Below are 19,407 nucleotides of genomic sequence, written 5' to 3' on the forward strand. Positions count from 1 at the left end.
GGGCATCCTCACTGGGGCTCGGCAGGTGGCAGCGTGAAACCCGACACCGACCGGCGCATTTCGCTGGCCATGCGCGCCAGGTGGCGGATGCTGTCGGCGGTCGCACCGGAGCCTGCGGAGGTTTGCGCGGTAATCTGCTGGATCACCGCCATGGTATGGGATATCTGCCCGGCCGAAGACGTCTGCAACTGGGCTGCGTCGGAGATGCTGTGGATAAGGTCGGCGAGGTTCTGCGACACGCCTTCGATCTCGGCCAGCGCCACCCCGGCGTCCTGGGCCAGGCGGGCACCGCGCACCACCTCGGCAGTGGTCTGCTCCATGGAGATGACAGCTTCGTTGGTGTCGGCCTGAATGGTGCGCACCAGGGCCTCGATCTGCCGGGTGGCCGAAGAGGAGCGTTCGGCCAGGCGCTGCACCTCGTCGGCGACCACGGCAAACCCGCGCCCGGCCTCGCCGGCCAGGGAAGCCTGAATGGCCGCGTTGAGGGCCAGGATGTTGGTCTGGTCGGCAATGTCGTCGATCAGGCTGACGATGTCGCCAATTTCCTGGGAGGACTCACCCAGGCGCTTGATGCGCTTGGCCGTGTCCTGGATCTGCTCACGGATGTTGTTCATGCCGTCGATGGTGTTGTGCACCACCTCGTTGCCCTTGTTGGCGATGGCCACCGAGCGCTCGGCGACCTTGGCCGACTCGTAGGCATGGGCCGACACCCGGTCGATGGATTCAACCATGTCGCCTACTGCCTCGGACGCTTCGCTGATCTGCTCGGCCTGCTGCTCGGAGGCCTTGGCCAACTGCCGTGCGGTGTTCTGGGTATCCTGCACCGCCGCTGCCACCTGGACCGCGCTGTGGTTGATGGTAGCGACCAGGTCGCGCAGCTGGTCCACGGAGTAGTTGATCGAGTCGGCAATGGCGCCGGTGAAGTCCTCGGTTACCGAGACGTTGACGGTGAGGTCGCCGTCGGCCAGTTCCTCGATTTCGTCCAGCAGGCGCATGATCGCCTGCTGGTTGCGTTCGTTCTTTTCAGCCGTCTCGCGCAGCTGCCGGTTGGTGGTGCGCACCATCACCAAGCCGATGAGGATGATCGACGCCAGCGCCAGCAGGCCCAGGGCATAACCGCCAACGGTATCCAGGGTACGGCCGCTGGCCAGGTTCTCGAACCCGTTGGCCAGGTGCGAAGCTTCGTCCAGCAGGGTTTGCGACAGGCTGAAGATATTCCCGGCAGCCTCACGCACCTTGAACAGCTCAGGCGAGGTTTCAAGAATTTCGTCCACCGAGCCTGCCACGAACTGGAACAGCTCGGCTATATCGGCCAGGCGGGCACGGGCATCGGCATCCTCGACCCGTGTCACATCGATGCTGGCATCGCCTTTGAGCATGCCCTCGAGCACCTGGCCGAAGCGGCCGGCATCGCGGCCGAACGCGTCCGCCGCCTGGGCTGCAGCGTCGTCACCGGCAAGCACCGTGTTCACCGAACCCAATATGCGCTCGGCCAGCAGCAACTGGCGCTGGGCAACGGCAACCTGGCTGGCAGGCGCGCCGCTTTTCAGCAGGATTTCGACCACCTTCTCGTACTCCACCTGCAACTGCGGCACCGTTTCGGCAAGCGTTGCCGCCACCTGGTGCAACGACAGCACGGTCTGCTCGCTGGCCAGGATGGTGTCGGTGCTCTTGCGCAGGTTTTCCCAGTCGTCACGCACCGCCTCCATTTCGTCGCGCACCTGGGGTGGCGCGGGCGGAAGCCCGGTAGCCTTGTCGCCGTGGCGCAGGTAGCCCCAGCGCCGCTCGAAGTCGTTGCGCGCGTCGGACAGCAAGCGGAACGCCAGCGCCTTGCCGGTCGCCGCTTCGGTCGCATTCTTGGCAATGCGCTGGGACAGCACCCGCAGCTCGCCTGCATGGCCGATGTACTGCTTGTCGTAGTTGGACTGGGTGTTGAGGTAGGCGAAATTGGCGAACAGCAGGATGATCGACAGGATCAGGATCAGGAACAGCACGGTGATCTGCGCGATGCTGCGCGTGCGGGGCGTCACGGTGGTGGCGGTGACCGGGGTAGCTGGGTTGTTCACGTTCGCACGTCCTATAACGCCACATCGAGAAAGCCCGGCGCCTGGGCCAGGGCGAAGGGGCTGAAGATTGCCCAGTCACGTGCGCGGTGAAAATGCCCTTGCACGAAGGGGGCGGCCGTTTCGGCCAAGGGGAACGGCGGCGCCAGTTGCAGGCTGTCCAGGGCAAAGTGCTGCAGGCCGAGTACCTCGTCCACCAGCAGGCCGACGAACAGGTCTTCATGGTCCAGCACCAGCACGCGCCGCTGCTTGCCTGCCGTAGCGTGGCCCAACCCCAGAAAGCGGCCCAGGTCCATGACCGGCAACAGCCGGCCACGCAGGTTGGCCACGCCACACACCCACGGCTGCACCCCTGGCACGCGGCTGCTGCGGGGCTCGCGCAGCACTTCGGCCACTTCACCCATGGGCGCCACGAACCACTGCCCGGCAATGCGAAAACCGATGCCGCTCCATTGCTGCAGGCGGGTGCCTTGGGCGGGCTGGTCGGCGACCAGCAGGCGGCAACGCCGGTCGATGTCCAGCAACAGCTCGAAGGCGGTCAGCGACGCGCCCTGCGGGCGGGTGGTCAAGCGCCCAGCACTTCTTGAAGCTTGGCGATCAGCGCATCCTCTTCCACCGGTTTTATCAGGAAGTCGCGGGCGCCCTGCCGGGTTGCCCAGATGCGGTCGGTTTCCTGGTCCTTGGTGGTCACCACGATCACCGGAATGTCGCGGGTTACCGGGTCCTTGCTAAGCTGGCGGGTCGCCTGGAAGCCGTTCATGCCAGGCATGACGATGTCCATCAGCACCGCGTCGGGCTTGTCCTGCCTGGCCAAGGCCACGCCGTCGGCACCATTGTTGGCCTTGAGCACCTGGTGGCCGTGTTTTTCAAGCCACTCGGTCAAGCGGTACATCTCTGTCGGCGAGTCGTCGACAATCAGAACTCGGGCCATGCTGGCTCCCCATCAGAAAAATAAGACCGTGCCATGGCTGGGCGCGGTCAGGGTGCGTGTTGTGGGTCTGTGGCAGGTTGCTCCACGGCGAACCCGGGCACGTGGGCACGGATCGCCTCGAGCAGTTCGTCCTTGCTGAACGGCTTGGTCAGGAACTGATCGGACCCGACCACCCGGCCGCGGGCCTTGTCGAACAGGCCGTCACGGGACGACAGCAAGATGACCGGGACGTCCTTGAAGGTGCTGTTGTGCTTGATCACGGCGCAGGTCTGGTAGCCGTCCAGCCGTGGCATCAGCACGTCGACGAAGATGATGTCAGGCCGGTGATCGACGATCTTGGCCATGGCGTCGAAACCATCGCTGGCGGTAATCACCTCGCAGCCCACCTCGCCGAGCAACATCTGCGCGGTGCGGCGGATCGTGCGCGAATCATCGATCACCATCACCTTCAGGGGTTGTTCCATAAACGCCTACCCGTGGGAATTAGCTGCAAGTTGCACGCGTGCGCCACGACAATGGCGGCCCGGAGCAGGGATGCTCGTCGCTTGAGGCTTGTAGCCCAAGGCTTGCAGCTGCATTTTTAGCACAGTACGCAGCCCCGTTCCATCTGCCATGCCCCTTGACCGGCGGCGTCGGCAGCGCCACCCTGAGCCACTTTTCTTTCGATCCATCGCGGCAGCGTGCCGCCAAGAGGAACCACCCCATGAGCGTTCGCCTCGGCATTGTCATGGACCCCATCGCGTCCATCTCCTACAAAAAGGACAGTTCGCTGGCCATGCTGCTGGCTGCCCAGGCGCGCGGCTGGAGCTTGTTCCACATGGAACAGCCCGACCTTTACCTGGGTGCCGGCCAGGCCCGCGCGCAGATGCGCCCGCTGAAGGTATTCGCCGACCCGTCCCGCTGGTTCGAGCTGGGCGAAGAGCAGGACAGCGCCCTGGCCGACCTGGACGTGATCCTGATGCGCAAGGACCCGCCCTTCGACATGGAGTTCGTCTACAGCACCTACCTGCTGGAGCAGGCCGAGCGTGAAGGCGTGCTGGTGGTCAACCGCCCGCAGAGCCTGCGCGACTGCAACGAGAAGCTGTTCGCCACCCAGTTCCCGCAGTGCATGGCGCCAACCCTGGTAAGCCGGCGCGCCGACATTCTGCGTCAGTTCGCCGCCACCCATGGCGACGTGATCCTCAAACCGCTCGATGGCATGGGCGGCGCTTCGGTGTTCCGCCACCGCCAGGGCGACCCGAACCTGTCGGTGATCCTCGAAACCCTGACCCAGCACGGTGCCCAGCAGATCATGGCGCAGGCCTACCTGCCGCAGATCGTCGATGGCGACAAGCGCATCCTGATGATCGATGGCGAGCCGGTGCCTTATTGCCTGGCACGCATCCCGGCCAGTGGCGAAACCCGGGGGAACCTGGCTGCGGGCGGGCGTGGCGAGGCGCGCCCGCTGACCGAGCGCGACCGCTGGATCGCGGCCCAGGTGGGCCCGGTGCTGCGTGAAAAGGGCCTGCTGTTCGTGGGCCTGGACGTGATTGGCGACTCGCTCACCGAAATCAACGTCACCAGCCCTACCTGCATTCGCGAAATCGACGCGGCCTACAACACCGACATCGGCGGCCAGCTGATGGACGCCATTGATCGCCAGCTCAAGGCCCGCTGACCGCGGGCACGAAGTACAAGCGCCGAGTGCGGTATGATGCGCAGCCGCTCGCCGGGAGCCACTCACCTGCACAGGCGTGGCTCAAGCTTGACGCTGACCGTGGATAACCGATGACGCTGCCCGCTGACATCCCTGCCGACCTGCTGCCGCCGCGCGTACGCCCGGTGGACCGCCTGGGCTTTACCCTGTTCCTGGCTGCGCTCGTGCACCTGGCGTTGATCCTTGGCGTGGGTTTCAGCGTGGTCAAGCCCGCCCAGGTCAGCCACACCATGGATATCACCCTGGCCACCTTCAAAAGCGAAAAGCCGCCGCAAAAGGCGGATTTCCAGGCCCAGGACAACCAGCAGGGCAGCGGTACGCTGGACAAGAAAGCGGTGCCCAAGACCACCGAACTTGCACCTTTCCAGGACAGCAAGATCAACAAGATCACCCCGCCCCCGGCCGCCAGGCCGGACGTGGCGCCACCGCCCAAGCCGCAAAAATCTGCGGTGGCCACCAAGGCCGCCAAGCCGCAGAAGGTCGAGCCCAAGCCCAAGGAAAGCAAACCCCAGCCCAAGGCAGCGCCGGCTCCAGCGTTCGACAGTTCGCAGTTGTCCAGCCAGATCGCCAGCCTGGAGGCGGAGCTTGCCAACGAACAGCAGCTGTATGCCAAACGCCCGCGCATTCACCGGCTCAATGCTGCCTCCACCATGCGCGACAAGGGCGCCTGGTACAAGGAGGAGTGGCGCAAGAAGGTGGAACGGGTGGGCAACCTCAACTACCCCGACGAAGCGCGTCGGCAGCAGATCTACGGCAACCTGCGCATGATGGTTTCGATCAACCGCGACGGCTCGCTGTACGAGGTGCTGGTGCTTGAATCGTCCGGGCAGCCCGTGCTTGATCAGGCAGCGCAGCGCATCGTGCGCCTGGCGGCACCGTTTGCGCCGTTTACCGGGGACCTGGCTGAATACGACCGGCTGGAGATCATCCGCACCTGGCGCTTTGCCCGTGGGGACCGGCTTTCCAGCAACTGATGCCTGAACCAGGCGCAGATTATCTAGCAGTTTTGCCAGTTGTGACTGCAGCGAAAGCGACGTGCAATTGCGGTACATCCAACCGCGAGGAATTACACGCCATGAACAGCCCATCACCCCAAGCGCAATTCGAAGAGCAATTCCAAAAAAAAGCGCACAGCTTATGGGAAGATTTATCAAAAGCCGAAGGCCACTCCCTCAGCGCCGATATACTCACGACGACCGTAAACACACAGGTTCACGTGAAGCGAGGCGATGAAATAATCCAGTACACGTCTGTCAAAGGCGCATTTCATGCGTTAGCAGCCGATAGAACGGCACTGCTTACCTGTGTCTACGATGACCATTTGCCTGTCAACAAAGAAGGTGATTTCCCAGCATTGCAAATACTTTTCCGTAACCTTCGATCAGGGCGTGCTGACGTCACCACTTCGCCCAACGCAGACATCATGGTAGCGCTCGGCTGGGGCCAGTGGTTTCGAGAGAAGTACGGCTTCGCGATCGTGTACTTCGATCAAGCGCAGCAAGGCAGCGCCAACGTAAAGTTTGAACCCAGCGAAGACAACATTGGTGGCAGCCGTAAAAAAATCATCAAGGTTTCCGCGACTTTCGACTTGGTGGGTCACCCCTCCAAAGAAAAGGTGTCAATTGACCTGAACGCGGAGGGTAAATTGATTTATTGACGGATGATTGCAGGGATGCGCAGGTCGAAACCAGGTGCTGCCTCTTCACGGCAGCACCTTGCCAGCCTCGCTGCCTGGCGCCACACTACCCCCCCATGAAGACCCTCACGCCGAGCTACCTCAAGCACCAGTTCCTGATCGCCATGCCGCACATGGCCGACCCGAACTTCGCCCAGACCCTCACGTACATCGTCGAGCACAACGCCCATGGCGCCATGGGGCTTGTGGTGAACCGGCCGCAGGAGCTGAACCTGGCCGACATCCTCGAGCAGTTGCGCCCGGATGAAGTGCCCGCAGCCAGCACCCTGCAGGTACCCATTTACCAAGGCGGGCCGGTGCAGACCGACCGTGGGTTCGTGCTGCACACCAGCGAGTGCACCTACCAGGCCACTGTCGAGCTGGAGGGCGTGTCGTTGTCCACCTCCCAGGACGTGCTGTTTGCCATCGCCGAGGGCGTGGGCCCGCAAAAAAGCCTGATCACCCTGGGGTACGCCGGCTGGGAAGCAGGCCAACTGGAGGCCGAGCTGGCCGACAACGCCTGGCTCAACTGCCCGTTCGACCCGGAAATCATCTTTGGCCTGGCCAGCGACCTGCGCCTCGAAGCGGCCGCTGCAAGCCTGGGCATCAACCTGCACCTGCTCACCAGCCAGGCGGGGCACGCCTGATGGCCGAGCAGCCTGCCGAACCCCGCCTGCTGCTTGGTTTCGACTACGGCAGCAAGCAGATTGGCGTTGCAGTGGGCCAGGTCGTTACCGGCCAGGCCCGCGAACTGTGCACCCTGAAAGCGCAGAATGGTGTGCCGGACTGGGCGCAGGTAGAACGCCTGATCGCTGAGTGGAAACCTGATGCCATCGTCGTCGGCCTGCCCCTGAACATGGACGGCACCCCCAGCGAAATGAGCGCCCGCGCCGAAAAATTCGCCCGCCGCCTCAATGGCCGTTTCAACCTGCCCGTGCATACCCACGACGAGCGCCTGACCACCTTCGAGGCCAAAGGTGAACGCATGGCCCGGGGCGGCCAGCGCGGCAGCTACCGCGACAACCCGGTCGATGCCATTGCCGCTGCGCTGCTGCTGCAGGGCTGGCTGGAGGCCAATACCTGATCACTTCTGCTGCCGGCCACCCACCGGCGCACCCTTGCGAGGAGCCTGTTATGAGCCTACCCGATCCCGCCGCGCTGATTCGGCAGATGGCGGTCGACCTGCGTGCCCATCTGGCACGCCGCGGCATCACCGAGCCGCGCTATATCGGTATCCGTACGGGCGGCGTCTGGGTTGCCCAAGCCCTGCAGGAAGCCATGGGCGACGCCAGCCCCATGGGTGCCCTGGACGTTTCGTTCTACCGCGATGATTTCAGCCAGAACGGCCTGCACCCGCAGGTGCGCCCCTCCGAGCTGCCGTTCGAGGTCGAGGGCCAGCACCTGGTGCTGGTGGATGACGTGCTGATGAGCGGCCGTACCATCCGCGCCGCCCTGAACGAACTGTTCGACTACGGCCGCCCGGCCAGCGTTACCCTGGTCTGCCTGCTGGACCTGGATGCCGGCGAGTTGCCCATTCGCCCTAATGTGCTGGGTGCCACCCTGTCACTGGCGGCCCATGAACGGGTAAAATTGTCCGGACCCGCACCGCTCGCCCTCGAGCGCCAGGACCTCGCCCCCGCTTCCGCCCTTTAAGAGTCCCCCGCGATGACGCCAATCGACGCCAAGCGCCCGCTGCAGCTCAATGACCAGGGCCAGCTGCGCCACTTTCTCTCGCTCGACGGTTTGCCCCGCGAACTGCTCACCGAAATCCTCGACACCGCCGACTCCTTCCTCGAAGTGGGCGCCCGGGCGGTGAAAAAAGTCCCGCTGCTGCGCGGCAAGACCGTGTGCAACGTGTTCTTCGAAAACTCCACCCGTACCCGCACCACCTTCGAACTGGCGGCCCAGCGCCTGTCGGCCGACGTGATCAGCCTGAACGTGTCGACCTCCTCGACCAGCAAGGGCGAAACCCTGTTCGACACCTTGCGCAACCTGGAGGCCATGGCCGCCGACATGTTCGTGGTGCGCCATTCCGACTCTGGCGCTGCGCACTTCATCGCCGAACACGTGTGCCCGGAAGTTGCCGTGATCAACGGTGGCGACGGTCGCCATGCGCACCCGACCCAGGGCATGCTCGACATGCTCACCATCCGTCGGCACAAGGGCAGCTTCGAGAACCTGTCGGTGGCCATCGTCGGCGACATCCTGCACTCACGCGTGGCCCGCTCCGACATGCTGGCGCTGAAGGCGCTGGGTTGCCCGGACATCCGCGTGATCGGCCCGAAAACCCTGATCCCCATCGGCATCGAGCAGTACGGCGTCAAGGTTTATACCGACCTCGCCGAAGGCCTGAAGGATGTGGACGTGGTGATCATGCTGCGCCTGCAGCGTGAGCGCATGGCCGGCGGCCTGCTGCCCAGCGAAGGCGAGTTCTACCGCCTGTTCGGCCTGACCACCGCACGGCTGGCCAGCGCCAAACCCGACGCCATCGTCATGCACCCCGGGCCGATCAACCGTGGCGTGGAGATCGAGTCGGCAGTGGCCGACGGCAAGCATTCGGTGATTCTCAACCAGGTTACCTACGGCATCGCCGTGCGCATGGCCGTGCTGTCCATGGCAATGAGCGGGCAAAACGCCCAACGTCAATACGACCAGGAGAACGCCCAGTGACCCTCAGCATTCTCGGCGCACGGGTTATCGACCCTGTCAGTGGCCTGGACCAGGTCACCGACCTGCACCTGGACGGTGGCCGCATCGCCGCCATTGGCACAGCACCGGCCGGCTTCAGCGCCAGCCGCACGATCCAGGCCGATGGCCTGGTCGCCGCACCGGGCCTTGTCGACCTGGGCGTGTCTCTGCGCGAGCCGGGCTTTAGCCGCAAGGGCACCATCGCCAGTGAAACCCGGGCCGCCGTAGCCGGCGGCGTCACCAGCCTGTGCTGCCCGCCACAAACCAAGCCGGTACTGGATACCTCGGCCGTGACCGAGCTGATCCTGGACCGTGCCCGGGAAGCGGCCAACAGCAAGGTGTACCCTATCGGCGCCCTGACCAAGGGCCTGGAAGGCGAGCAACTGGCCGAGCTCGTCGCCCTGCGCGACACCGGCTGCGTGGCGTTCGGCAACGGCCTGAAGGAAATCCCTAACAACCGCACCCTGGCGCGGGCGCTGGAATATGCTGCCACGTTCGACCTGACCGTGGTGTTCCACTCCCAGGACCGCGACCTGGCCCAGGGCGGGCTGGCCCACGAAGGCGCCATGGCCAGTTTCCTTGGCTTGCCGGGCATCCCGGAAACCGCCGAAACCGTGGCCCTGGCGCGCAACCTGCTGCTGGTGGAGCAGACCGGTGTGCGTGCCCACTTCACCCAGATCACCAGCGCCCGTGGCGCACGCCTGATCGCCCAGGCTCAAGGCCTGGGGTTGCCGGTGACCGCCGATGTGGCGCTTTACCAGCTGATCCTCACCGACGAATCGCTGCGTGAGTTTTCCAGCCTCTACCACGTGCAGCCACCGCTGCGCACCGCTGCCGACCGCGATGGCCTGCGCGAGGCGGTAAAGGCCGGGGTGATCCAGGCGATTTCCAGCCATCACCAGCCCCATGAGCGCGATGCCAAGCTGGCGCCGTTCGGTGCCACAGAGCCCGGCATCAGCAGCGTAGAGCTGTTGCTGCCGCTGGCCATGACCCTGGTGCAGGACGGCCTGCTCGACCTGCCGACCCTGCTGGCGCGCCTGAGCAGCGGCCCGGCGGCGGCCATGCGCCTGCCGGCCGGGCAGTTGCAGGTTGGGGCTGCAGCCGACCTGGTGCTGTTCGACCCGCAAGCCTCCACCTTGGCAGGTGAGCAGTGGTACTCCCGTGGCCAGAACTGCCCGTTCATCGGCCACTGCCTGCCAGGCGCGGTGCGTTACACGTTGGTCGACGGCCATATCTGCCACGAAGCCTGACCAGCAGCCGCAAGCTGCAAGCTGCAAGCTGCAAGAAAAAGCCGGCACGGCGCCGAACCGCTTTTTCTTGCCGCTTGCCGCTTAAAGCTTGAAGCTCAGCCAACCCACCCCCATATGAGTCTGCATCAGGCACTTTCGCCCCGCTGCGTGGAGACTCTCCCTTGACCACCATCGTTTCTGTTCGCCGTAATGGCAAAGTCGTCATGGGCGGCGACGGCCAGGTATCGCTCGGCAATACCGTGATGAAAGGCAACGCCAAGAAGGTGCGCCGCCTGTACCACGGCCAGGTCATCGCAGGTTTCGCCGGTGCCACCGCCGATGCCTTCACCCTGTTCGAGCGTTTCGAAGGCCAGCTGGAAAAACACCAGGGCCACCTGATACGCGCCGCCGTCGAGCTGGCCAAGGAATGGCGTACCGACCGCTCGTTGAGCCGCCTGGAAGCCATGCTGGCTGTGGCCAACAAGGACGCCTCGCTGATCATCACCGGCAACGGTGACGTGGTCGAGCCCGAGGATGGCCTGATCGCCATGGGTTCCGGCGGTGCCTACGCCCAGGCTGCAGCCCGCGCCCTGCTGAACAAGACCGACCTCTCGGCCCGTGAAATCGCCGAGACCGCCTTGAATATCGCCGGTGACATCTGCGTGTTCACCAACCACAACCTGACCATCGAGGAGCAGGACCTGGCCGAGTGATCAGCTGTTCTGGCGCCCTGCCCCGGTGGCAGGGCTTTTCCACGCTGATCCCACTCGCCCGAGGACCGTACCCATCATGTCCATGACCCCCCGCGAAATCGTCCACGAACTCAACCGCCACATCATCGGCCAGGACGACGCCAAGCGCGCCGTGGCCATTGCCCTGCGCAACCGCTGGCGGCGCATGCAACTGCCTGCCGAGCTGCGCGCCGAGGTAACGCCCAAGAACATCCTGATGATTGGCCCAACCGGTGTCGGCAAAACCGAAATCGCCCGTCGCCTGGCCAAGCTGGCCAATGCGCCGTTCATCAAGGTCGAAGCCACCAAGTTCACCGAAGTGGGCTACGTTGGCCGCGACGTGGAGTCCATCATCCGTGACCTGGCCGATGCCGCGCTGAAAATGCTGCGCGAGCAGGAGATCATTCGCGTACGCCACCGTGCCGAAGACGCCGCCGAAGACCGCATTCTCGATGTCTTGCTGCCGCAGGCACGCCCTGGCAGCTTCAGCGAGGAAGCCGCACAGACCAGCAACGATTCCAACACCCGCCAGCTGTTCCGCAAGCGCCTGCGCGAAGGCCAGCTGGACGACAAGGAAATCGAGATCGAAGTGGCTGACGCCGTCGGTGTCGAAATTGCTGCACCACCCGGCATGGAAGAAATGACCAATCAGCTGCAGAGCCTGTTTGCCAATATGGGCAAAGGCAAGCGCAAGACCCGCAAGCTGAAGGTGAAAGAGGCGCTGAAAATGGTCCGCGACGAAGAAGCGGGCCGCCTGGTCAACGAAGAAGAGCTCAAGGCCAAGGCCCTGGAAGCTGTCGAACAGCACGGCATCGTGTTCATCGACGAAATCGACAAAGTGGCCAAGCGTGGCAACGTAGGCGGTGCTGATGTATCCCGCGAGGGCGTGCAGCGCGACCTGCTGCCGCTGATCGAAGGCTGCACGGTCAATACCAAGCTGGGCATGGTCAAGACTGACCATATCCTGTTCATCGCCTCGGGCGCGTTCCACCTGAGCAAGCCGAGCGACCTGGTGCCGGAGCTGCAAGGCCGCCTGCCGATCCGTGTGGAGCTCAAGGCGCTGACCCCGGAAGACTTCGAACGCATCCTGCGCGAACCACACGCCTCGCTGACCGAGCAGTACCAGGCGCTGCTCAAGACCGAGGGGCTGAACATCGAGTTCGTGGCCGACGGCATCAAGCGCCTGGCCGAGATCGCCTACCAGGTCAATGAAAAGACCGAAAACATCGGTGCCCGCCGCCTGCATACCCTGCTCGAGCGCCTGCTGGAGGAAGTTTCGTTCAGCGCAGGCGACCTGGCCAGCACCCATGACGAAGCGCCGATCCTGATCGATGCCGCCTACGTGAACGGCCACCTGGGCGAACTGGCCCAAAACGAAGACCTCTCCCGCTACATCCTCTAAAGCTGCAAGTGGTTAGCTGCAAGCGACAAGCTGAGATGCGTCGCTTGCAGCGGCTGTTTTCTTCAGGTCGATAACGGATGGCTTGAATATCACGGCTCGAAGCTTGAAGCTTGAAGCTTGCCACTTGAAGCTCAAAAAGAGGATGTTATGGCTCGCATGCCTACCGCCATCAACCTGCATAAAGCCTCGAAAACCCTCAGCCTTACCTACGGGCCTGACGAGGTGTACCACCTGCCTGCCGAGTTTTTGCGCGTGCACTCGCCTTCGGCCGAGGTGCAGGGGCATGGCAATCCTATCCTGCAATTTGGCAAGATCAATGTCGGCCTCAGTGGCCTGGAGCCTGCCGGGCAGTATGCCCTGAAGCTCACCTTCGACGACGGCCACGACAGCGGCCTGTTCACCTGGGAATACCTGGAGCAACTGTGCCTGCGCCAGCAAGCGCTGTGGGCCGAGTACCTCGACGAACTGCACAGGGCCGGCAAGTCCCGCGACCCCGCCGAGTCCGTGGTCAAGATCATGCTCTAGGCTGCGCCTCCCAGCCTTTTCTGCGCACCCTCCCTCCTCGTCTGCTTGACTGTAGTGCAGGCCGCCCTGTGCAGGGCTGTCTTGCGCATTACATGAAACTGGGGTAACCAATGTAGGTGGCCATTTACCTGCACACCCCCTGCCGGCAAGCAGAATGCTTGCAGCACCGCTGATCCTTATCACTGGTTACCCGAGCAGGCGTACCGGGCTCAGGGCTGTGCTTGCCCTACAGCAGCGGTACTCGTCTCAGGACAACGGAGCGTCGTAGATGAGTAGCAAGAACAATGATGATCTGCAGCGGCAGGCCTCGGAAAACACCCTTGGCCTGAACCCGGTGATCGGCATCCGGCGCAAGGACCTACTGAGCTCGGCGCGCACTGTGCTGCGCCAGGCCATACGCCAACCGCTGCACAGTGCCAAGCACGTGGCCCATTTCGGCCTGGAACTGAAAAACGTGCTGCTGGGCAAATCGAGCCTGGCCCCGGAACAGGACGATCGCCGCTTCAACGACCCGGCATGGAGCCAGAACCCGCTGTACCGCCGCTACCTGCAAACCTACCTGGCCTGGCGCAGCGAGCTGCAAGACTGGATCGCCAGCAGCGACCTGTCGCCCCAAGACATCAGCCGAGGGCAGTTCGTCATCAACCTGATGACCGAAGCCATGGCCCCTACCAACACCCTGTCCAACCCAGCTGCGCTCAAGCGCTTCTTCGAAACCGGCGGCAAGAGCCTGCTCGATGGGCTGTCGAACCTTGCCCGCGACGTGGTGCATAACGGCGGCATGCCCAGCCAGGTGAACATGAAGGCCTTCGAGGTGGGCAAGAACCTGGGCACCAGCGAAGGCGCCGTGGTGTACCGCAATGATGTACTCGAGCTGATCCAGTACAGCCCCATCACCGAACAGGTGCATGCGCGGCCCTTGCTGGTGGTGCCTCCCCAAATCAACAAGTTCTATGTGTTCGACCTGAGCCCGGAAAAAAGCCTGGCGCGGTTCTGCCTGCGCTCGCAACAGCAGACCTTCATCATCAGCTGGCGCAACCCGACCAAAGCCCAGCGCGAATGGGGCTTGTCCACCTACGTCGATGCGCTCAAGGAAGCCGTCGATGCGGTGCTGGCCATCACCGGTAGCAAGGACCTGAACATGCTCGGTGCCTGCTCTGGTGGCATTACCTGTACAGCCCTGCTGGGCCATTACGCCGCCCTGGGCGAGCACAAGGTCAACGCCCTGACGCTGCTGGTGAGCGTGCTCGACACCACCGTCGATACCCAGGTGGCGTTGTTCGTCGACGAGCAGACCCTGGAGGCTGCCAAGCGCCACTCCTACCAGGCCGGCGTGCTGGAAGGCAGCGACATGGCCAAGGTGTTCGCCTGGATGCGCCCCAACGACCTGATCTGGAATTACTGGGTCAACAACTACCTGCTGGGCAACGAGCCTCCGGTCTTCGACATCCTGTTCTGGAACAACGACACCACGCGCCTGCCGGCAGGCTTTCATGGTGACCTGATCGAGATGTTCAAGAACAACCCGCTGACCCGCCCCGGTGGCCTGGAAGTCTGCGGCACGGCCATCGACCTCAAGCAGGTGCAGTGCGACATCTTCAGCGTGGCTGGCACCGCCGACCACATCACCCCCTGGCAGTCGTGCTACCGCTCGGCGCACCTGTTCGGCGGCAAGGTAGCGTTCGTGCTGTCCAACAGCGGGCATATCCAGAGCATTCTCAACCCGCCGGGCAACCCCAAGGCGCGCTTCATGACCGGGGACGACCGCCCCGGCGACCCGGTGGCCTGGCAAGAGAACGCCATCAAGCATGCCGACTCCTGGTGGCTGTACTGGCAGGGCTGGCTGGCCGAACGGGCCGGCGAGCTGAAAAAGGCCCCCACCCGCCTGGGCAACCGCACCTACCCAGCCGGCGAGGCCGCCCCCGGTACCTACGTTCACGAACGCTGAGCCATTGCCCGTGGCGCGCTGCATGGCGCCACGGTGTCTCCTTCACCCAAGAGCCACGCGCATGCCGCAACCCTATATTTTCAGAACGGTCGAGCTGGACAACCAGTCCATCCGTACCGCCGTTCGCCCGGGCAAACCCCACCTCACACCCCTGCTGATCTTCAACGGGATTGGCGCCAACCTGGAACTGGTCTTCCCGTTCATCGAAGCGCTGGACCCGGACCTGGAAGTGATCGCCTTCGACGTCCCCGGTGTCGGGGGCTCATCGACACCGCGCCATCCCTACCGCTTCCCGGGGTTGGCCAAGCTCACCGCACGCATGCTCGACTACCTCGATTACGGCCAGGTCAACGTCATCGGCGTGTCCTGGGGCGGCGCGCTGGCCCAGCAGTTCGCCCACGACTACCCCGAGCGCTGCAAGAAGCTGGTGCTTGCCGCCACCGCAGCCGGCGCGTTCATGGTGCCGGGCAAACCCAAGGTGCTGTGGATGATGGCCAGCCCCCGCCGCTACGTCCAGCCGTCTCACGTGCTGCGTATCGCCCCGCTGATCTACGGCGGCGGGTTCCGCCGTGACCCGGATCTGGCCCTGCATCACGCCGCCAAGGTACGCTCCGGCGGCAAGACCGGCTATTACTGGCAACTGTTCGCCGGGCTTGGCTGGACCAGCATCCACTGGCTGCACAAGATCCGCCAGCCCACCCTGGTGCTGGCCGGCGACGACGACCCGCTGATCCCCCTGATCAATATGCGCCTGCTGGCCTGGCGTATTCCCAATGCCCAGCTACACATTATCGACGACGGCCACCTGTTCCTGATTACCCGGGCCGAAGCAGTGGCCCCGCTCATCACGAAGTTCCTGGAGCAGGAGCGTCAGCGCGCCGTGATGCACCCTCGCCCCGCCTCGGGCGGTTGATCGCCACACGCTTAGCCGCAAATGGAGTGCACAAGGAGTGTTGCCATGACAGACAAACCGGCCGCAGGCACCAGGGCGCCCCACACCGTCGAACTGCAGATGGAAAATGCCATGGTCGGCCTGCGCGGCCGGGACTTGGTATCCACCCTGCGCAGCGTCGGGCGCCATGGGCTGCGCCACCCATTGCACACCGCCGGCCACCTGCTGGCGCTGGGTGGCCAGTTGGGCCGGGTGCTGCTGGGGGACACACCCCACCAGCCCAACCCGCGCGATGGCCGTTTCAGCGACCCCACTTGGCGCGAAAACCCGCTTTACCGCCGCGGCCTGCAAGCGTGGCTGGCGTGGCAGGGGCAAACCCGGGCGTGGATCGACGAAAGCCACCTGGACGAGGACGACCGGGCCCGGGTGCACTTTCTGTTCAACCTGCTCAACGACGCCCTGGCACCGAGCAATTCGCTGCTCAACCCCCAGGCCGTGAAAACCCTGTTCGATACCGGCGGCCAGAGCCTGGTGCGCGGCGCCGCTCAACTGCTCGAGGACCTGCGCCACAATGGCGGGCTGCCGCGCCAAGTGGACGAGCGCGCCTTCGAAGTGGGCGGCAACCTGGCGACCACCCCTGGCAGCGTGGTGTTTCGCAACGACATGCTGGAGCTGATCCAGTACCAGCCCATGAGCGAAAAGCAGCACGCGCGCCCGCTGCTTGTGGTGCCGCCCCAGATCAACAAGTACTACATCTTCGACCTCAGCCCGGCCAACAGCTTCGTCCAGTACATGCTCAAACACGGTTTGCAGGTGTACATGGTCAGTTGGCGCAACCCCGATGCCCGTCACCGCGAATGGGGGCTGTCCAGTTACGTGGCGGCGCTTGAAGCAGCGCTCAACGCCTGCCGCAGCATCAGTGGCAGCCGTGACCCCAACCTGGTTGGCGCCTGTGCAGGCGGCCTGACCATGGCCGCGCTTCAGGGCCACCTGCAAGCCAGGCAACAATTGCGTCGGGTGCGCAGTGCCACCTACCTGGTCAGCCTGCTGGACAGCGCGTTCGACAGCCCCGCCAGCCTGTTCGCCGACGAGCAGACCATCGAGGCTGCCAAACGCCGCTCCTACCAGCGAGGGGTGCTCGACGGTGCTGAGGTGGCGAGGATATTCGCCTGGATGCGGCCCAACGACCTGATCTGGAACTACTGGGTCAACAACTACCTGCTGGGCAAGACGCCCCCGGCCTTCGACATCCTCTACTGGAACGCCGACAACACCCGCCTGCCGGCCGCGCTGCATGGCGACCTGCTGGACTTCTTCAAGCTGAACCCGCTGACCCGGCCGGGGGGGCTTGAGGTGTGCGGTTCGTCCATCGACCTGCAGCAGATCAACATCGACAGTTTCACAGTGGCCGGCAGCAACGATCACATCACCCCGTGGGACGCGGTGTATCGCTCGGCAACCCTGCTGGGCGGCAAGCGCCGCTTCATACTCGCCAACAGTGGGCATATCCAGAGCATCATCAACCCCCCAGGCAACCCCAAGGGGTATTACCTGGACAACCCGCAGCTACCAGGCGACCCACGTGCCTGGTTCCATGATGCCCAGCGCAGCGAGGGCAGCTGGTGGCCGCTATGGATGACGTGGATAAAAGCGCGCTCAGGCCCGCTCAGGCCGCCCAAAGGCCTACCGGGCAACGCCACCTACCCGGCGCTGGGCCCTGCACCCGGTACTTATGTGTTGACCCGATGAGCGTACCGACCGCATGAAAACCCGCGACCGTATCCTTGCCTGCGCCCTGGCGCTGTTCAACGGCAAAGGCGAGCCTAACGTCTCCACGCTGGAAATCGCCAACGAACTGGGTATCAGCCCGGGTAACCTGTATTACCACTTTCACGGCAAGGAGCCTTTGGTACTGGGGCTGTTCGAACGCTTCGAGGAAGCGTTGATGCCCTTGCTGGACCCGCCTGTGAACCTGCGCCTGGAGGCCGAGGACTACTGGTTGTTCCTGCACCTGATCGTGGAGCGCATGGCCGAGTACCGGTTCCTGTTCCAGGACATGTCCAACCTGGTGGGGCGCCTGCCCAGGCTGGCCCGTGGCATGCGCCGCCTGATCAACGCGCTCAAGCATACATTGGCGGCGCTGCTGGCGTGCCTCAAAGACCAGGGGCTGATAGAGAGCGATACCCAGGCGTTGGGGCAGTTGGTGGAACAGATCACCCTGGCCCTGTTGTTCTCGCTGGATTACCAGCGGGTGCTGGGCCGCGAGGGGGATGTGGGGGTTGTGGTGTATCAGGTGATGCTGCTGGTGGCGCCGCACCTTCAACCTGCTGCCCGTGCTGCGGCTGAACAGCTGGCGCAGGGTTATCTCAGGGGTTACAGGTGCCCGCCTTGAGGATGGTTCGCCTGTGAGACAGAGCGCCGCCAGCGCGGCGCTCGATCTACGCCCCCACACAACCCAAGGCATACGCCTGGTGGCCATCACGCGGCCCCGGTCACTCCATACAAACTGACTTGCGTCAGGCCTGTGGGCCATCGCCAGCGGCAGCTGACGCCGTGGTGGTAGATGCCGCCGGGGCAGCCGCTGGCTTGGCCGGGGCTTTTCGGGTTGCAGGTTTTTTCGCAGCGGTGGTTTTTGCAGCAGCCGGCTTGGCGGCTGCAGGTTTGGCCGCCGCCGTCCTGGTCGCAGGCTTGGCCGCTGTGGCCTTGGCCAGTGGCTTGGCGGCAGTGCCGGAAGCCGGTTTGGCGGCAGCGGCACGGGTAGAAGCTGGCTTGGCCGAAGCACCGGTGAGCTTCTCGATCTGCTTGGTAAGGGCCTCTACCTGGCCTTGCAGGGCCTTGATCTCATTGCGGCTTGGCACACCCAGGCGCGAGATTGCACTGTTCAGGCGCTTGTCGAAGGCCTCTTCCAGTTCGCTCCATTTGCCCAAGGCCCGGTCCTTCACCCCTGCCACACGCGAAGAAGCAGACGACTTGGCGGAGTCGGCCACGTCATCGGCAGCTTTCTTGGCCTTCTTTTCGGCCTTCTCACCATCCTTGACCAGCGAGTCGAACAGCTTGGGGCCGTCCTGATCGATTTTGGAATAGATGCCCAGCCCCGCCAGCCAGATCTTGCGGGAGTACTTCTCAACCCCCCCGACCCAGGAGCTACCGTCTTTTTCAGCGTTCTTCTTGCCAGCCATCCTGCTCTCCTTGTGGTTTACGCGCGCCTCAACGGAAGGTGTAGACGCAATACCCAGGCGCTTCAAGGCGCCACGTACCCGTGCGTCGTAACCGTGGGCCAAACCATCAAGGTAGGAGGTGAATTTAGAAACGTCACCCTAAGGTGAACGGCACATGCGCACGCTGACTCACACCAGTGCCTTGTCCAGGGCGCGTTCGATCTCGCCCTTGATGGTGCCGCTCATCATCGACAGCATCATGCCCAGCTTCAGGTCGACACGAATGCTGTCTTCACCGATGTGCACACTACCGTTGGCGCCACTGCGGGCCACATCGACCCGGTCGCCGTTCCAGGTGGCCTTCAAGTCGTACTCGCGGCTGAGCTTGTCGACCAGCGCCTGCGCCTTGGCACGGGCGGCCTCACGGCCGAGGGTGTGTTTGCGTTCGACGCTGATCTGGGTCATGCAG

Annotated in this window: 21 protein-coding genes; 15 read left to right on the forward strand and 6 right to left on the reverse strand. The window is 64.0% G+C overall.

Going from position 1 to position 19,407, the window contains the following annotated elements:
- Positions 1-8: 8 nt before the first annotated feature.
- From PPA02S_RS15360 to PPA02S_RS15375, 4 genes are read right to left on the reverse strand one after another with little or no spacing between them, the layout of a single operon-like run.
- Positions 9-2,030 (reverse strand): methyl-accepting chemotaxis protein, encoded by a 2,022-nt coding sequence (locus PPA02S_RS15360; protein WP_245614716.1) that lies wholly within the window; start codon positions 2,028-2,030, stop codon positions 9-11.
- A gap of 47 nt (positions 2,031-2,077) precedes the next feature.
- Complete coding sequence (locus tag PPA02S_RS15365; protein ID WP_028631922.1) at positions 2,078-2,632, reverse strand: chemotaxis protein CheW; 555 nt, start codon at positions 2,630-2,632, stop codon at positions 2,078-2,080.
- Positions 2,629-2,994, reverse strand: coding sequence for a twitching motility response regulator PilH (gene pilH / locus PPA02S_RS15370; RefSeq protein ID WP_028631923.1), 366 nt, complete (start codon positions 2,992-2,994; stop codon positions 2,629-2,631). The genes PPA02S_RS15365 and pilH overlap by 4 nt, the downstream gene beginning before the upstream one ends.
- Before the next feature lie 47 nt (positions 2,995-3,041).
- Entirely contained in the window at positions 3,042-3,458 is a 417-nt protein-coding gene (locus PPA02S_RS15375; protein WP_028631924.1) for a response regulator, read from the reverse strand.
- A 239-nt stretch (positions 3,459-3,697) separates the two neighbouring features.
- Between PPA02S_RS15375 and gshB the strand changes: the two genes are divergently transcribed.
- The 15 genes from gshB (at position 3,698) to PPA02S_RS15450 (ending at position 18,172) form a co-directional block, all read left to right on the forward strand.
- Entirely contained in the window at positions 3,698-4,651 is a 954-nt protein-coding gene (gshB, locus tag PPA02S_RS15380; protein ID WP_028631925.1) for a glutathione synthase, read from the forward strand.
- Positions 4,652-4,761: 110 nt separating this feature from the next.
- Positions 4,762-5,664: an energy transducer TonB gene (locus tag PPA02S_RS15385; RefSeq protein WP_028631926.1), complete on the forward strand. Its 903-nt coding sequence runs from the start codon at positions 4,762-4,764 to the stop codon at positions 5,662-5,664.
- A 101-nt stretch (positions 5,665-5,765) separates the two neighbouring features.
- A complete protein-coding gene (locus tag PPA02S_RS15390; protein WP_028631927.1) occupies positions 5,766-6,347 on the forward strand; it encodes a hypothetical protein in 582 nt (193 codons plus the stop codon).
- A 95-nt stretch (positions 6,348-6,442) separates the two neighbouring features.
- Entirely contained in the window at positions 6,443-7,012 is a 570-nt protein-coding gene (locus PPA02S_RS15395; protein ID WP_028631928.1) for a YqgE/AlgH family protein, read from the forward strand.
- Entirely contained in the window at positions 7,012-7,449 is a 438-nt protein-coding gene (gene ruvX, locus PPA02S_RS15400) for a Holliday junction resolvase RuvX (RefSeq protein ID WP_028631929.1), read from the forward strand. The genes PPA02S_RS15395 and ruvX overlap by 1 nt, the downstream gene beginning before the upstream one ends.
- Positions 7,450-7,499: 50 nt before the next feature.
- On the forward strand, positions 7,500-8,018 hold the full coding sequence (gene pyrR, locus PPA02S_RS15405; protein WP_028631930.1) for a bifunctional pyr operon transcriptional regulator/uracil phosphoribosyltransferase PyrR: 519 nt from the start codon (positions 7,500-7,502) through the stop codon (positions 8,016-8,018).
- A gap of 12 nt (positions 8,019-8,030) precedes the next feature.
- A complete protein-coding gene (locus tag PPA02S_RS15410; protein WP_028631931.1) occupies positions 8,031-9,035 on the forward strand; it encodes an aspartate carbamoyltransferase catalytic subunit in 1,005 nt (334 codons plus the stop codon).
- Positions 9,032-10,303, forward strand: a complete 1,272-nt coding sequence (locus tag PPA02S_RS15415) for a dihydroorotase (protein WP_028631932.1) — start codon at positions 9,032-9,034, stop codon at positions 10,301-10,303. The genes PPA02S_RS15410 and PPA02S_RS15415 overlap by 4 nt, the downstream gene beginning before the upstream one ends.
- 161 nt (positions 10,304-10,464) lie before the next feature.
- Positions 10,465-10,995: an ATP-dependent protease subunit HslV gene (hslV, locus tag PPA02S_RS15420; protein WP_023533032.1), complete on the forward strand. Its 531-nt coding sequence runs from the start codon at positions 10,465-10,467 to the stop codon at positions 10,993-10,995.
- Positions 10,996-11,071: 76 nt separating this feature from the next.
- Positions 11,072-12,415, forward strand: a complete 1,344-nt coding sequence (hslU, locus tag PPA02S_RS15425) for an ATP-dependent protease ATPase subunit HslU (RefSeq protein ID WP_028631933.1) — start codon at positions 11,072-11,074, stop codon at positions 12,413-12,415.
- Between the two features lie 147 nt (positions 12,416-12,562).
- Positions 12,563-12,940 (forward strand): gamma-butyrobetaine hydroxylase family protein, encoded by a 378-nt coding sequence (locus tag PPA02S_RS15430; protein ID WP_028631934.1) that lies wholly within the window; start codon positions 12,563-12,565, stop codon positions 12,938-12,940.
- 268 nt (positions 12,941-13,208) lie between these two features.
- Positions 13,209-14,888, forward strand: a complete 1,680-nt coding sequence (phaC, locus tag PPA02S_RS15435) for a class II poly(R)-hydroxyalkanoic acid synthase (protein WP_028631935.1) — start codon at positions 13,209-13,211, stop codon at positions 14,886-14,888.
- A gap of 61 nt (positions 14,889-14,949) precedes the next feature.
- On the forward strand, positions 14,950-15,801 hold the full coding sequence (phaZ, locus tag PPA02S_RS15440; protein ID WP_028631936.1) for a poly(3-hydroxyalkanoate) depolymerase: 852 nt from the start codon (positions 14,950-14,952) through the stop codon (positions 15,799-15,801).
- A 45-nt stretch (positions 15,802-15,846) separates the two neighbouring features.
- A complete protein-coding gene (phaC, locus tag PPA02S_RS15445; RefSeq protein ID WP_028631937.1) occupies positions 15,847-17,529 on the forward strand; it encodes a class II poly(R)-hydroxyalkanoic acid synthase in 1,683 nt (560 codons plus the stop codon).
- Between the two features lie 13 nt (positions 17,530-17,542).
- Positions 17,543-18,172 carry a TetR/AcrR family transcriptional regulator gene (locus PPA02S_RS15450; protein WP_028631938.1) on the forward strand — a complete coding sequence of 210 codons (630 nt, stop codon included), beginning with the start codon at positions 17,543-17,545 and terminating at the stop codon, positions 18,170-18,172.
- Positions 18,173-18,296: 124 nt separating this feature from the next.
- On the opposite strand, the gene PPA02S_RS15455 is transcribed toward PPA02S_RS15450, so the two are convergent.
- Together PPA02S_RS15455 and PPA02S_RS15460 are read right to left on the reverse strand one after the other, a co-directional pair.
- Positions 18,297-18,959 (reverse strand): phasin family protein, encoded by a 663-nt coding sequence (locus tag PPA02S_RS15455; protein WP_028631939.1) that lies wholly within the window; start codon positions 18,957-18,959, stop codon positions 18,297-18,299.
- A 168-nt stretch (positions 18,960-19,127) separates the two neighbouring features.
- Positions 19,128-19,403, reverse strand: coding sequence for a polyhydroxyalkanoic acid system family protein (locus tag PPA02S_RS15460; RefSeq protein ID WP_028631940.1), 276 nt, complete (start codon positions 19,401-19,403; stop codon positions 19,128-19,130).
- Positions 19,404-19,407: the final 4 nt, after the last annotated feature.

Origin of the sequence: Pseudomonas parafulva NBRC 16636 = DSM 17004 (genome assembly GCF_000730645.1) — a bacterium.
Taxonomy (GTDB): domain Bacteria; phylum Pseudomonadota; class Gammaproteobacteria; order Pseudomonadales; family Pseudomonadaceae; genus Aquipseudomonas; species Aquipseudomonas parafulva.

Bases quoted from the DNA above. Each gene is read 5' to 3' on its own strand.
- pilH (WP_028631923.1), bottom strand. From the start codon at position 2,994: ATGGCCCGAGTTCTGATTGTCGACGACTCGCCGACAGAGATGTACCGC.
- PPA02S_RS15375 (WP_028631924.1), bottom strand. From the start codon at position 3,458: ATGGAACAACCCCTGAAGGTGATGGTGATCGATGATTCGCGCACGATC.
- gshB (WP_028631925.1), top strand. From the start codon at position 3,698: ATGAGCGTTCGCCTCGGCATTGTCATGGACCCCATCGCGTCCATCTCC.
- PPA02S_RS15385 (WP_028631926.1), top strand. From the start codon at position 4,762: ATGACGCTGCCCGCTGACATCCCTGCCGACCTGCTGCCGCCGCGCGTA.
- PPA02S_RS15390 (WP_028631927.1), top strand. From the start codon at position 5,766: ATGAACAGCCCATCACCCCAAGCGCAATTCGAAGAGCAATTCCAAAAA.
- PPA02S_RS15395 (WP_028631928.1), top strand. From the start codon at position 6,443: ATGAAGACCCTCACGCCGAGCTACCTCAAGCACCAGTTCCTGATCGCC.
- ruvX (WP_028631929.1), top strand. From the start codon at position 7,012: ATGGCCGAGCAGCCTGCCGAACCCCGCCTGCTGCTTGGTTTCGACTAC.
- pyrR (WP_028631930.1), top strand. From the start codon at position 7,500: ATGAGCCTACCCGATCCCGCCGCGCTGATTCGGCAGATGGCGGTCGAC.
- PPA02S_RS15410 (WP_028631931.1), top strand. From the start codon at position 8,031: ATGACGCCAATCGACGCCAAGCGCCCGCTGCAGCTCAATGACCAGGGC.
- hslU (WP_028631933.1), top strand. From the start codon at position 11,072: ATGTCCATGACCCCCCGCGAAATCGTCCACGAACTCAACCGCCACATC.
- PPA02S_RS15430 (WP_028631934.1), top strand. From the start codon at position 12,563: ATGGCTCGCATGCCTACCGCCATCAACCTGCATAAAGCCTCGAAAACC.
- phaC (WP_028631935.1), top strand. From the start codon at position 13,209: ATGAGTAGCAAGAACAATGATGATCTGCAGCGGCAGGCCTCGGAAAAC.
- phaZ (WP_028631936.1), top strand. From the start codon at position 14,950: ATGCCGCAACCCTATATTTTCAGAACGGTCGAGCTGGACAACCAGTCC.
- phaC (WP_028631937.1), top strand. From the start codon at position 15,847: ATGACAGACAAACCGGCCGCAGGCACCAGGGCGCCCCACACCGTCGAA.
- PPA02S_RS15450 (WP_028631938.1), top strand. From the start codon at position 17,543: ATGAAAACCCGCGACCGTATCCTTGCCTGCGCCCTGGCGCTGTTCAAC.
- PPA02S_RS15455 (WP_028631939.1), bottom strand. From the start codon at position 18,959: ATGGCTGGCAAGAAGAACGCTGAAAAAGACGGTAGCTCCTGGGTCGGG.
- PPA02S_RS15460 (WP_028631940.1), bottom strand. From the start codon at position 19,403: ATGACCCAGATCAGCGTCGAACGCAAACACACCCTCGGCCGTGAGGCC.